This is a genomic window from Glycomyces sp. MUSA5-2 (assembly GCF_037034145.1).
Classification (GTDB): Bacteria; Actinomycetota; Actinomycetes; order Mycobacteriales; family Micromonosporaceae; genus Glycomyces; species Glycomyces artemisiae.
This window is the reverse complement of sequence record NZ_JBAGKG010000001.1, coordinates 447,108-459,373: the sequence shown is the minus strand read 5'-3', so window position 1 is coordinate 459,373 and position 12,266 is coordinate 447,108. Positions and strand designations below refer to the sequence as shown.

The following is a 12,266-nucleotide window of genomic DNA, read 5'->3' as shown; positions in this document are numbered from 1 at the left end:
ACGGCGGGTCAGGCAGCCCCTACCTGGTGTGGGACCGATGAGAGCGGTTTCACCGAGGGCCGGGGGCAGGGAGGCAGCCGCCCAGCCGGGCGCACGAAACCTGCGAAGAGAGGGAAACCCCGATGAGCAAGACCCGACGAATTACCTGCCTAGCGGCTGCCGCCAGCGTCATCGCGCTCGCCGCGGCGGCGTGCGGCGCACCCGAGGAGGACGGCGACGACCGCGGAGCCCTCCCGGACGACGCCACCGACTGCGCCAACTACGAGCAGTACGGCGACCTCGAAGGCGAGACCGTGTCCATCATGGGCTCGATCCTCGACGCCGAGGCCGACGAGATGCAGGAGGCCTGGTCCTACTTCGAGTCCTGCACCGGCGCCACCATCGAGTACGAGGGCACCGCCCAGTTCGAGGCCGACATGAAGGTCCGCGTCGACGGCGGCAACGCCCCCGACATCGCGCTCTTCCCGCAGCCCGGCCTCATGTCCCAGTTCAAGGACGACCTCGTTCCCGCGTCCGACGAGCTCAGCGCGCTCGCGACCGAGGGCTGGACCGAGGACTGGCTCAACTACGGCACCATCGACGGCACGCTCTACGCGGCCCCGAACTCCTCGAACGCCAAGTCGTTCATCTGGTACTCGCCGTCCTTCTTCGCCGACAACGGCTACGAGGTCCCGCAGACCTGGGACGAGCTGATCGCCCTGTCGGACACCATCGCCGAATCCGGCGTCACGCCGTGGTGCGCGGGCTTCGAGTCCGGCGGCGCCACCGGCTGGCCCGGCACCGACTGGATCGAGGACATCGTGCTCCGCGAGGGCACCGACGTGTACGACCAGTGGGTGAGCCACGAGATCCCGTTCAACGACCCGCAGATCGTCACCGCGATCGACAAGGCCGGCTCGATCCTCCAGAACGAGGACTACATCTTCAACGGGACCGACACGATCTCCACGACCGCGTTCCAGACCGCGGGCCACCCGATCCTCGACGGCTCCTGCGCCTTCTACCGGATGGCGTCCTTCTACGGCGCCATGTGGCCCGAGGGCACCACGGTCGCCGAGGACGGCGACGTGTTCGCGTTCCGCTTCCCCGAGTCCAACGAGGGCGACAACACCATGCTCGTCGGCGGCGAGTTCGTGGCCGCGTTCAGCGACTCCGAGGCCACCGAGGCGACCCGCCAGTTCCTCGCCTCCGAGCTGTACCACAACTCGCGCCTCCAGACCGGCCCGTGGAGCACCGCCCGCCAGGGCGTCGACCCGGCCAACGCCACCACGCCGATCAACCAGTTCGCGACCGAGATCCTGACCGACCCTGCCGTCACCGTCCGCTTCGACGGCTCGGACCTCATGCCCGGCGAGGTCGGCGCCTCGTCCTTCTGGACCGGCATGGTCGAGTGGGCCGACGGGGCCAAGGACTCCCAGCAGATGGCCGACGACATCGAGAACTCCTGGCCGTAGCCCCGGCCTGAGCCTTCGATGCCGGACCGGACGGGACCCTCGGGCCCCGTCCGGTCCGGCACCCGGACACCTGGAGTCACAACGTGCAACTCTCAGATCTCACCGAGCGGTTCGGACTGCTGGCCGTCGGCCTCGTGGTCTTCGCCGCCGTCCTCCTGGCCCTCTACGGGCTCGCCGAACTCGCCTCGCGCCGCAACCGCAGCCGCGTCGTCGCCGCGGTGTTCCTGGCCCCGGCCGTCATCTTCCTGCTCGTAGGGCTCGTCTACCCGGCGGTGCGCACCGTCGCCATGTCGTTCTACAACGGCGACGGCACCGAGTTCATCGGCCTGGACAACTACGCCTGGGCGGTCTCGGACCCCGACGCCCTCCAGACGCTCATCAACACCGCGCTGTGGATCGTCATCGTCCCGCTGCTGTCGACCGCGCTCGGCCTGCTGTACGCGGTGCTCATCGACGGCAGGCGCGGCGAGCGCACCTACAAGGCGCTCGTCTTCCTGCCCATGGGCATCTCCTTCGTGGGCGCCTCGATCATCTGGAAGTTCATCTACCAGTACGAAGCGTCCGGCGACCAGACCGGCCTGCTCAACCAGATCGTCGTCTGGTTCGGGAACGACCCGATCAACTGGCTCAACGAGGCGCCCTGGAACAACCTCCTGCTCATGGTCGTCCTGGTGTGGATCGAGGTCGGCTTCGCGACCGTGGTCCTCTCCGCCGCGCTCAAGGGCGTCCCGACCGAGATCGTGGAGGCCGCCCGCATCGACGGCGCCAGCCCGGCCGAGATCTTCTGGAACGTCACCGTGCCCTCGATCCGCTCGGCCATCGTCGTCGTCGCCGTCACCGTCTTCATCGCCACGCTCAAGCTGTTCGACATCGTGCGGGCCATGACCGGCGGCCACCACGGCACCGACGTCCTCGCCCACAACATGTGGGACCAGGCGTTCCGACTCGGCAACGACGGGCGCGGCGCGACCATGGCCGTCCTGCTGTTCCTGCTCGTCATCCCCGTCGTCATCTACCAGGTGCGCAACATGCGCCGCCAGGAACTGGAGGCCCGATGAGCACCGGCACGACCAGCCCCGACACCGAGGCCGCCCCGAAGCCCCCGGCCATCGGCGAGAGCCGCGGGGACCGCCTGCGCCGGGTCCTCGGCAGCCGCCTCGGCTCCGTCCTGGCGATCGTCATCGCCGCGGTCTGGACGGTCCCGACGCTCGGGCTCTTCATCTCGTCGCTGCGTCCCGAGGACGACATCCGCGAGACCGGCTGGTGGACGATCTTCAGCAACCCGTCGTTCACGCTGGACACCTACAACTACGTCCTCTACTCGACGTCGCAGGGCGGCGGGCTCATCCGCAACCTGATCAACACCGTCGTCATCACCATCCCCGGCGTGCTCGTCCCGGTGGCCTTCGCGGCCATGGCCGCCTACGCCCTGGCATGGATCGACTTCCGCGGCCGGAACCTCCTGTACCTCGCGATCTTCGCGCTCCAGGTGGTCCCGCTGCAGCTGGCGCTCATCCCGCTGCTGTCCTTCTTCAGCCAGGGCCTGCACATCGGGTCGGTCACCATCATGCCGGCGTGGGAGCTGAGCGGGGTGGAGACGATCGTCCAGGTGTGGATCGCCCACTCGATCTTCGGCCTGCCGCTGGCGATCTTCCTGCTGCACAACTTCATGCGGGAACTGCCGGCCGACGTCATGGAAGCCGCCCGGATCGACGGCGCGAGCCACTCGCAGATTTTCCGACAGGTGGTCCTGCCGCTGGTGACGCCCGCGCTGGCCTCGATCGGGATCTTCCAGTTCCTGTGGGTGTGGAACGACTTCCTGGTCGGGCGCACCTTCGGCGGCGGCGAGTCGACGCGGCCGCTCACGGCCGTCCTCGGCGACATGGCCGGGACGTGGGGCTTCAGCTGGACGCGGCTCCCGGCCGCGGCCTTCATCGCGATCATCGTGCCCCTGGTGGTGTTCCTGCTGCTCCAGCGCTACTTCGTGCGCGGGCTGCTCGCGGGCTCCGTCAAGGGCTAGCGGCGAACTCAGGGCGGGGAGGGGCCGGTGCCCCTCCCCGCTCTCGCGCTATCTGGCGCCGCGCCACAGCTCCTGGAAGAACTCCGCGTACAGGTCCGCGACGGCCTGGTTGGAGACGCGCAGCAGGTTGTCGTCGGCGTGCTTCATCGCGTTGCCCTGGAGGTTGTGCGTCCCGGTCCACACCACCGCACGGCGGGTGCCCCCGAAGTACGCCTCCGCGACGATGAACTTGCTCCGCATCGAGTCGTGCACGCGCACATTGGAAGCGCCGAGCTTGTCCTCCAGCCATCCGGGGCTGCTCGTGGCCGCGTCGAGGACCACGACCCGCACCTGGCACCCGAGGCCCTGGATCCGGTCGAGCTCCGCGCGCACCGCGGGCCGGTTGGACTGGAAGTTGGCGTGCCCCACCAGGACCCGGTCGCCGTCGCCGCACTTGGTGATCTCGCCGAGCTGCTCCGCCACCGGGTCGGGCCCGCGCGGGAACACCCACGCCCGCGCGAGGTCGGTGGTGGTCGCCTTGTTCTTGTCGGTCCACCCGTCCCAGTTCCCGGCGTACAGGCGGCTCCAGAACCCGCTGTAGAAGTCGTACAGCGCCCGGTCGCCGTGGACGCCGAGCATGTTGTTCGCCTGCGTCGTGTGCGAGCGCACGAAGCTGAGGCTCGTCACGAGCACCGTCGGCTCGCCGCCCTTGTCGATGAGGAAGAACCGGTTGTGGTCGGGGCCCTTGCGGGTGCCGTCGGCGTTCGGCAGGCACCCGCCCTTGCACTGCTTGACCTGGACGCCCGCGTTCTTCAGCTTCCTGATGACCGGGTCGTTCGCGGTGGGCTTGGAGCTGAGCTGCCCGACGACGGCCCGCACGTCGACCCCGCGGCCCTCGGCGGCGACCATGGCCTCGGCCAGCGGCGTCACCGGCTGGTCCAGCGACCACTGGTAGACCGCGGCCCTGACGGTGTCGCCCTTGCCGGTGGCGTTGATCTGCCTGACGATCTCGTTGATGATCGTGCTGTCCTTGCGCTCGCCGCCTGGGTTGGCGCGGCACACCGTGTAGGCGCCGGTGCGGACGCACCCGGTGACCCCGGCCTGCGCCGGGGCGGGCACCACGGCGGCCATGAGGAAGGCGCCGGCGGCGGCCAGCGCGAGGAGCTTGCGGTTCATGCCAGGTCTCCCGTCGGTCGTACTGGACATGAAGATGTCACGTCTTACGTGACGCGGGGAGACTTCTGTCGGCTACAGGACGTTCGGCGAGGTAGGGCGGTCACGGCCGTGTAATTTCCACCAGGGCGAAATCGCGTTGTTGTCAGGCGGATTCCTGGAAACGTCGGTCGGATAGCCGACGGTCTCTCGACAATTGAAGGAGCAACCCGGAATTCGTCGTCAGGAGAGACCCATGAGCTCGTACGCGGCAAGTGAACTGCCAGAGGAGTTCCGGCAGACGCTCACCGATCCGGTGAAGCAGGACTCCGAACACGATGAGCCCCAGGTCCTCGCGGAGGACCAGCCCCGCCAGCCCGAACTGGCCGGCAACGCCTGGCTGCTGCTGGGCATCCTCCTCCTGGTCGCGGTGGGCGTCCTGATGCTCCTCATCTTCGCGTCGGGCGGCAACGCCGACTCGTCGATGATGCTCTGACGGGCGCCGAGCGAGAACCCTCACTGCGGTCGCGTCCGGATGGCCGCCGCCATCCGGCAGTGAGAAGATCGTCCACGTGGAAACCTGGCGTGGAATAGACGCGACTCCAGAGGGCTGGCCCGCATCCGTCGTCGCGATCGGCGTGTTCGACGGCGTGCACCGCGGCCACGCCGCGCTCGTCCGCACGGCCGCGAAGGCCGCCGCGGAGCGCGAGGCGCGCTGCGTCGTCGTCACCTTCGACCCGCACCCGACGGCCGTGGTCGCGCCGCACGCGGTCCCGGCCCAGCTCGCGTCCGTCGACCGCCGCATCGAGCTCCTCGAATCGCTCGGCGTCGACGCGGTGTGCGTGCTGCCGTTCACGAAGGAGCTGTCGCAGCTCAGTCCCGAGTACTTCGTGCGGCACGTCCTCGTCGGCGGCCTCCACGCGAAGGCCGTCGTCGTCGGCGAGAACTGGCGCTTCGGCCACAAGGCCGCCGGGAACGTCGAGACCCTCGCCGAACTCGGCGTCGAGTACGGCTTCGAGGTCCTGCCGCAGACGCTCACCGCCGATACTGTGCCAATGGACGGCTCGCAAGCTTCGCCGACGGAGGTCTACTCGTCCACCCGCGTGCGCAAGCTCGTCGCCGAGGGCGACGTGGCCGCGGCCGCCGAAGTCCTCGGCCGCGACTTCGGCGTCGAGGGCACCGTGGTCCACGGCGAGGGCCGCGGCGGCACGGCCCTCGGCTTCCCGACCGCGAACCTCGACGTCCCCGCCGGGATGGCGATCCCCGCCGACGGCGTCTACGCGGGCTGGTTCTGCCGCGGCTCCCAGCGGCTGCCCGCCGCGATCAGCGTCGGCACGAACCCGACCTTCCAGGGCTCGGCCCGCACGGTCGAGGCCTACATCCTCGACTTCGACGGCGACCTCTACGGTGAGCACGTTCGCCTCGACTTCACCGCCCGCCTGCGCGGCCAGGTCGCCTTCACCGGCATGGAGCCGCTGATCAAGCAGATCGAGACGGACGTCGCAGACACCCGCCGGGCCTTGGAGCTGGAGTAACGCCCCTGCTAATGTGGCAAAGTTACAACTGACCAGCCTGCACGACACCGCGGACTGGCCTTGAATCGAAATGGAAGGGTGTTCGAACATGGCGCTCGACGCTGTCAAGAAGGCCGAGATCATCAAGGAGTACGCCACCTCTGAGGGCGACTCCGGCTCGACCGACGTGCAGGTGGCGATCCTGACCCACCGCATCAAGGAGCTCACGGCTCACGTCCAGACGCACAAGCACGACCACCACTCGCGTCGTGGCCTGCTGCTGCTGGTCGGCAAGCGCCGCCGCCTCCTCAAGTACCTGAAGAAGGAAGACATCGCGCGCTACCGCGGCCTCATCGAGCGCCTCGGCATCCGCGACAACGCCTGATCGCAGACTTGACGACAGGGAGCGCCCCGCACCGGGACGCTCCCTTCGCCGTGCCCGGCGCCGCCGTTATCCCGCCTCACTTTCGCTTCGCGGCTGCCGCCGCGTCGGCCGGGTAACGTAAGGTGGCAGTTGAGCAACACGCTCCACCGCAGCGCCTCGTGCGAGGCGCGGCGCGGCCCGCCTGAGACCGCACCGGTCCTCGGTAGTGGCATCCGGATCGCCCCGCGAGGGGGCAGGACATCCGAGTGCTTCGATCGAAGACCGGAAAGCGTGGCGGGAGACGCGCTTCCCGAACTACACAGTGCTACGGCACGACAAGGAGATCGACACTCTATGTCCGATAACGACCGGACACCCGAGGCGTACAACCTCGGGGATCACCACGCCACCGCCGTCATCGACAACGGCGAGTACGGCATCCGCAAGATCCACTTCAGCACCGGCCGCCTGGCGAAGCTCGCCCAGGGCTCCGCGATCGTCCAGATGGACGACACCGTGGTCCTCTCGACCACGTCGGCGTCGAAGAACCCGAAGGACCACTTCGACTTCTTCCCGCTCACCGTCGACATCGAGGAGCGGATGTACGCCGCGGGCCGCATCCCCGGCTCGTTCTTCCGCCGCGAGGGCCGCCCCTCCGAGAACGCGATCCTCATCTGCCGCCTCATCGACCGCGGCCTGCGCCCGTCCTTCGTGTCGGGCCTGCGCAACGAGGTCCAGGTCATCGGCACGATCCTCGCCGTCGACGCGAAGGACGAGTACGACGTGGTCGCCATGAACGGCGCCTCCATGTCGACGCAGCTCGCCGGGCTGCCGTTCTCGGGCCCGCTGGGCTCGACCCGCGTCGTCCTCATCGACGGCACCTGGGTCGCGTTCCCGACCCTGGAGCAGATCGAGAAGGCCACGTTCGACATGGTCGTCACCGGCCGGGTCCTCGACTCGGGCGACGTCGCGATCATGATGGTCGAGGCCGAGGCCACCGACAACACCCTCAGCCTCATCGCCTCGGGCGGCACCAAGCCGACCGAGGAGGTCGTCGCCGAGGGCCTCGAAGCCGTCAAGCCGGTCATCGCCGAGCTGGTCCGCGCCCAGGCCGAACTGGCCGCGGTCGCCGCCAAGCCCGTCGCCGACTACCCGCGCTTCCCCGACTACCTCGACGACGCCTACGCGGCCGTCGAGGCGGCCGTGACCGCCGAGCTGGACCAGGCGCTCCAGATCGCCGACAAGACCGAGCGCCAGGACGAGCTCGACCGCGTCAAGTCCGTCATGCTGGAGAAGGTCGGCGCCGACTTCGAGGGCCGCGAAGGCGAGCTGTCCGCCGCCCTCCGCTCGCTCACCAAGAAGCTGGTCCGCAAGCGCGTCATCAACGAGGGCGTCCGCATCGACGGCCGCCTCCCCGCGTACATCCGCCCGCTGGGCGCGGAGGCCGGCATCCTGCCGCGCGTCCACGGCTCGGCCCTGTTCGAGCGCGGCGAGACCCAGATCATGGGCGTCACCACGCTGAACATGCTGCGCATGGAGCAGGCCATCGACACGCTGTCGCCGGTCTCGAAGAAGCGCTACATGCACAACTACAACTTCCCGCCGTACTCGACCGGCGAGACCGGCCGCGTGGGCTCGCCGAAGCGCCGCGAGATCGGCCACGGCGCGCTCGCCGAGCGCGCCCTCGTGCCGGTGCTCCCGAGCCGCGAGGAGTTCCCGTACGCGATCCGCCAGGTCTCCGAGGCGCTCGCGTCGAACGGCTCGACCTCGATGGGCTCGGTCTGCGCGTCCACGATGTCGCTGATGAACGCGGGCGTGCCGATCAAGGCGCCGGTCGCGGGCATCGCGATGGGCCTCATCTCCGAGGAGACCGACGAGGGCACCAAGTACGTGACCCTCACCGACATCCTCGGCGCCGAGGACGCCTACGGCGACATGGACTTCAAGGTCGCCGGCACGCCTGAGTTCGTGACGGCCCTCCAGCTGGACACGAAGCTCGACGGCCTGCCGTCCGAGGTGCTGGCGCAGGCGCTCCAGCAGGCCAACGACGCCCGCCACGCGATCCTCGACGTCATGCTCGACGCGATCAGCGAGCCGGGCGAGCTGGCCGCGTCCGCGCCGCGGATCACGACCCTGAAGATCCCGGTCGACAAGATCGGCGCGATCATCGGCCCGAAGGGCCAGACGATCAACCAGATCCAGGACGACACGGGAGCGGACATCACCGTCGAGGACGACGGCACGATCTACGTGTCGGCGGAGAACGGCGAGGCCGCGGCCGCCGCGGTAGAGACGATCAACGCCATCGCGAACCCGACGCTCCCGAACGTGGGCGATCGGTTCCTGGGCACGGTCGTCAAGACCACCGACTTCGGCGCGTTCATCTCGCTGGTGCCGGGCCGCGACGGCCTCCTGCACATCTCGAAGGTCGGCGACGGCAAGCGCGTCGAGCGGGTCGAGGACGTCCTCGGCGTCGGCGACAAGATCGAGGTCGAGATCGGCGACATCGACAACCGCGGGAAGATCTACCTCGACAAGGTCTACCCGGAGGGCCAGGAGCCCGAGGGCTACAAGAAGGGCCGCCCGGCCGAGCGCAAGGAGTCCCGCGGCGAGCGGGGCGACCGCGGTGACCGCGGCCCGCGCCGCGACCGCGAGCGCGGCGGGGACCGGGGCGAGCGCCGCGACCGCGGCGAGCGCTCCGAGCGCTCCGAGGGCGGGGACCGCGACGGCGAGCGCCGCCGCCGCCGCACCCGCCGCACCGAGGACGCCGGAGGCTCGGAAGAGTAGATGAGTCGCCCCCAGACTCGCACGCTCATCGACGACCCGCTGGGCGGCACGGTCCGAGTGACCGTGCTGCCCGGCGGTTTGCGTGTGCTCACCGAAACCGTCCCGACCATGCGCTCGGCCTCTGTCGGCGTGTGGGTCGGGGTGGGGGCCCGCGACGAGGCCCCCGAGCTCGCCGGCGTCTCGCACTTCCTGGAGCACCTGCTGTTCAAGGGGACCGCGAAGCGCACGGCCACGGAGATCGCCGAGGCGATCGAGGCCGTCGGCGGCGAATCGAACGCGTACACCGCGCGGGAGCTGACCTGCTTCTACGCGCGGGTCCTCGACGACGACCTGCCGATCGCCGTCGACGTGCTCGGCGACGCCATGTGCGCGTCGCTCGTGACCCCCGCCGACGTCGAGGTCGAGCGCGACGTGATCCTGGAGGAGATCGCCGCGTCCCAGGACGAGCCCTCCGACGTCGTCCACGAGCTGTTCTCCCAGGCCCTGTTCGGGAACGGCGCGCTCGGGCGCGACATCGCCGGCGACCCGAAGACCGTGCGGGCGCTGACGCGCGCGCAGATCAACGACTTCTACCGGCACCACTACCAGGCCCCGAACCTGACGGTGTGCGCCGCGGGCGGCGTCGACCACGGCGAGACCGTCAAGCTCGTGCAGGAGGCGTTCGCGCCGCTGCTGGGCGGCACCGACGTGCCCCGCCAGCGCCGCCACGACGAGTCGGTCCTGCCCGGGCCGCGGCGGCTCCTGGTGGAGCGCCACGACACCGAGCAGGCGCACCTGGTGGTCGGCTGCCGCCTGTTCTCGCGGCACGACCCCCGCAAGGACGCCTTCGAGGTCATGAACAACATCCTCGGCGGCGGCATGTCCTCGCGCCTGTTCCAGTCGGTGCGCGAGCAGCGCGGCCTGGCGTACACGGTGTACTCGTTCACCTCGTACTTCGCGGACACGGGCTCGTTCGGCGTCTACGCCGGGTCGAACCCCGACAAGGTCCACCAGGTGCGCAAGCTCGTGCTCGCGGAGCTGGAGCGGATGGCGTCCGAGGGCGTCACCGACGAGGAGCTGCTGCGCGGCAAGGGCATGAGCCGCGGCGGCATGGTCCTGTCGATGGAGGACTCCGGTTCGCGCATGAACGCGCTGGGCCGCGCGGAGCTGCTGTACGGCGAGCACCTGAGCCTGGAGCGGGAGCTGGCGGACATCGAGGCGGTCACGTCGGAGCAGATCCGGTCGGTGTCCGCGGAGATCCTGTCGCAGCCGATGACGATCGCGGCCGTGGGGCCGTTCGACGAGAAGGACTTCCGATGATCAAGGTGGGGGTGCTCGGCGCCCGCGGCCGGATGGGCCGGGCGACGTGCGAGGCCGTGGACGCCGCGGACGACATGGAGCTGACGGCGACGGTGGTGCGGGACGAGCCGCTCGACAAGGTCGCCGGATGCGACGTGGTCGTGGACTTCACGCTCCCGGGCACGGTCATGGACAACCTCGCGTGGTGCACCGACCGCGGCATCCACACCGTGGTCGGCGTGTCCGGGTTCGACGCGCAGCGCCTGGACGCGGCCCGCGGCATCCTCGCCGCGGACCCCGAGGTCGGGTCGGTGATCGCCCCGAACTTCGGGATCGGCGCGGTCCTGATGATGCAGTTCGCGGCGAAGGCCGCGAAGCACTTCGACTCCGCAGAGATCATCGAGGCGCACCACCCGCGCAAGGTCGACGCGCCTTCGGGCACGGCCGTGCACACGGCGCGGCTCATCGCCGCGGCGCGCGCCGAGGCCGGGCTCGACGGGATGCCCGACGCGACGGAGACCGACCCGATGGGGGCGCGCGGCGCCGACGTCGACGGCGTCCACGTCCACGCGATCCGCTCGGCCGGGTACGTGGCGAGCCAGGAGGTCCGCTTCGGTGGGCCCGGCGAGCGGTTCGTCATCTCCCACGACTCGCTCGACCGCGAGTCGTTCATGCCGGGCGTGCTGCTGGCGATCCGCGAGGTCGTCAAGCGCCCGGGCCTGACGGTCGGCCTGGACGACCTGCTCGACTGAAGTATTCGCGAAAAGGCGCCCGCCAGAACGGCGGGCGCCTTTTCGCGTGTCGTCTACTCCGAGGCCGTGGGGCTCTCGGTGCCCGCCTGCTCCTCGGGGCTGGTGCTGGGGGTCGGCTCGGAGCCGCCCTGCCCGGAGTCGGTGGTGGTCTCCTCGCTCGGCGTCGACGCGTCGTCGCTGGGGGAGGTCGACTCCGAGGGCGTCGCGTCGCCGGTCGGCTCGTCGGTGGTGGCCTGGTCGGTGGGGTCCTCGGAGGCGCTCTCGGTCGGGTCGACCGTGTCGGTCTCGGTGGTGTCGGCGGTCTCGTCGGGGGTGTCGGAGACGGTGGCCTGGTTGTCGTCGTGGATGAACCGGCCGGGGTCGCCGGTGAAGATCCCGAGGAGGAACAGGGTGCCGACGGTCAGGCCGAAGACGAGGACGCTGGAGATCGCGATCGCGAGGACGGTCTTCTTGCGGGAGTTCACGTCGGTGACGCGGCCCTCGGGTTCGAGGTCGGGGACCTCCATCTCGACGGTCTCGTCCCGCGTGGAGTGGAGCTGCGCGGTCTCGGGGATCTTCGCGGTCGCGCTGGCGCTCCCGGTCTCGGGGGCCTGCTCGGCGGCGTGCTCGACGGTGGCCGCGGTGACCTTGCCGCGGGCGGTGGGGGCCATGGCCGCGATCTGCGACTTGATGCGCTCGCCGGTGGAGCGCATGGCCCGGAGGATGAGGACCGCGCCGATCGAGGAGCAGACGCTGAGGACGGCGGTGCCCGCGACGGTGCCCCAGATGTTGAGGACCTTCGCGAGGAGCGCGCCGATGACGGTGGCGCCGGCCGCGGCCAGGACCTGTCCGATGCTCAGTTCCAGGCCGGGCTCTTTGTCCTTGTGGCCCTTGCTCTTCGAGCGGTACTGAGTCAACGGCCCTCCCCGTGGTCGTGATCGTTCCGCGACGCGGACGGACTCACCAGGATACGGGCCGTGCACGGAG

At 69.9% G+C, this 12,266-nt stretch carries 11 protein-coding genes; 9 read left to right on the top strand and 2 right to left on the bottom strand.

Features of this window, described 5'->3' with window-relative positions:
* The first annotated feature begins 122 nt into the window (after positions 1 to 122).
* From WA640_RS02185 to WA640_RS02175, 3 genes are all read left to right on the top strand, one after another.
* On the top strand, positions 123 to 1,454 hold the full coding sequence (locus WA640_RS02185; RefSeq protein ID WP_106362048.1) for an ABC transporter substrate-binding protein: 1,332 nt from the start codon (positions 123 to 125) through the stop codon (positions 1,452 to 1,454).
* A gap of 83 nt (positions 1,455 to 1,537) precedes the next feature.
* A complete protein-coding gene (locus WA640_RS02180; RefSeq protein WP_335985866.1) occupies positions 1,538 to 2,512 on the top strand; it encodes a carbohydrate ABC transporter permease in 975 nt (324 codons plus the stop codon).
* Positions 2,509 to 3,474, top strand: a complete 966-nt coding sequence (locus WA640_RS02175; protein ID WP_335985865.1) for a carbohydrate ABC transporter permease — start codon at positions 2,509 to 2,511, stop codon at positions 3,472 to 3,474. The genes WA640_RS02180 and WA640_RS02175 overlap by 4 nt, the downstream gene beginning before the upstream one ends.
* A 48-nt stretch (positions 3,475 to 3,522) precedes the next feature.
* Here the strand turns inward: WA640_RS02175 and WA640_RS02170 are convergent, their stop codons facing one another.
* The gene (locus WA640_RS02170; RefSeq protein WP_181245597.1) at positions 3,523 to 4,629 is read right to left on the bottom strand and encodes a phospholipase D-like domain-containing protein; all 1,107 of its coding nucleotides are present in this window, start codon (positions 4,627 to 4,629) and stop codon (positions 3,523 to 3,525) included.
* Between the two features lie 232 nt (positions 4,630 to 4,861).
* Here WA640_RS02170 and WA640_RS02165 point away from each other — a divergent pair, with 232 nt between their 5' ends.
* The 6 genes from WA640_RS02165 to dapB all read left to right on the top strand — a co-directional run bounded on the left by WA640_RS02165 (position 4,862) and on the right by dapB (position 11,300).
* The gene (locus tag WA640_RS02165; protein ID WP_106362052.1) at positions 4,862 to 5,101 is read left to right on the top strand and encodes a hypothetical protein; all 240 of its coding nucleotides are present in this window, start codon (positions 4,862 to 4,864) and stop codon (positions 5,099 to 5,101) included.
* Positions 5,102 to 5,177: 76 nt separating this feature from the next.
* Positions 5,178 to 6,140: a bifunctional riboflavin kinase/FAD synthetase gene (locus tag WA640_RS02160; RefSeq protein ID WP_335985864.1), complete on the top strand. Its 963-nt coding sequence runs from the start codon at positions 5,178 to 5,180 to the stop codon at positions 6,138 to 6,140.
* A gap of 88 nt (positions 6,141 to 6,228) precedes the next feature.
* On the top strand, positions 6,229 to 6,504 hold the full coding sequence (gene rpsO / locus WA640_RS02155; RefSeq protein ID WP_106362054.1) for a 30S ribosomal protein S15: 276 nt from the start codon (positions 6,229 to 6,231) through the stop codon (positions 6,502 to 6,504).
* 333 nt (positions 6,505 to 6,837) lie between these two features.
* Entirely contained in the window at positions 6,838 to 9,270 is a 2,433-nt protein-coding gene (locus tag WA640_RS02150) for a polyribonucleotide nucleotidyltransferase (RefSeq protein ID WP_335985863.1), read from the top strand.
* Complete coding sequence (locus WA640_RS02145; RefSeq protein ID WP_335985862.1) at positions 9,271 to 10,569, top strand: M16 family metallopeptidase; 1,299 nt, start codon at positions 9,271 to 9,273, stop codon at positions 10,567 to 10,569. It abuts the gene before it with no gap.
* Positions 10,566 to 11,300 carry a 4-hydroxy-tetrahydrodipicolinate reductase gene (dapB, locus tag WA640_RS02140; RefSeq protein WP_335985861.1) on the top strand — a complete coding sequence of 245 codons (735 nt, stop codon included), beginning with the start codon at positions 10,566 to 10,568 and terminating at the stop codon, positions 11,298 to 11,300. The genes WA640_RS02145 and dapB overlap by 4 nt, the downstream gene beginning before the upstream one ends.
* A gap of 53 nt (positions 11,301 to 11,353) precedes the next feature.
* On the opposite strand, the gene WA640_RS02135 is transcribed toward dapB, so the two are convergent.
* The gene (locus WA640_RS02135; protein ID WP_335985860.1) at positions 11,354 to 12,196 is read right to left on the bottom strand and encodes a hypothetical protein; all 843 of its coding nucleotides are present in this window, start codon (positions 12,194 to 12,196) and stop codon (positions 11,354 to 11,356) included.
* Positions 12,197 to 12,266 lie beyond the last annotated feature (70 nt).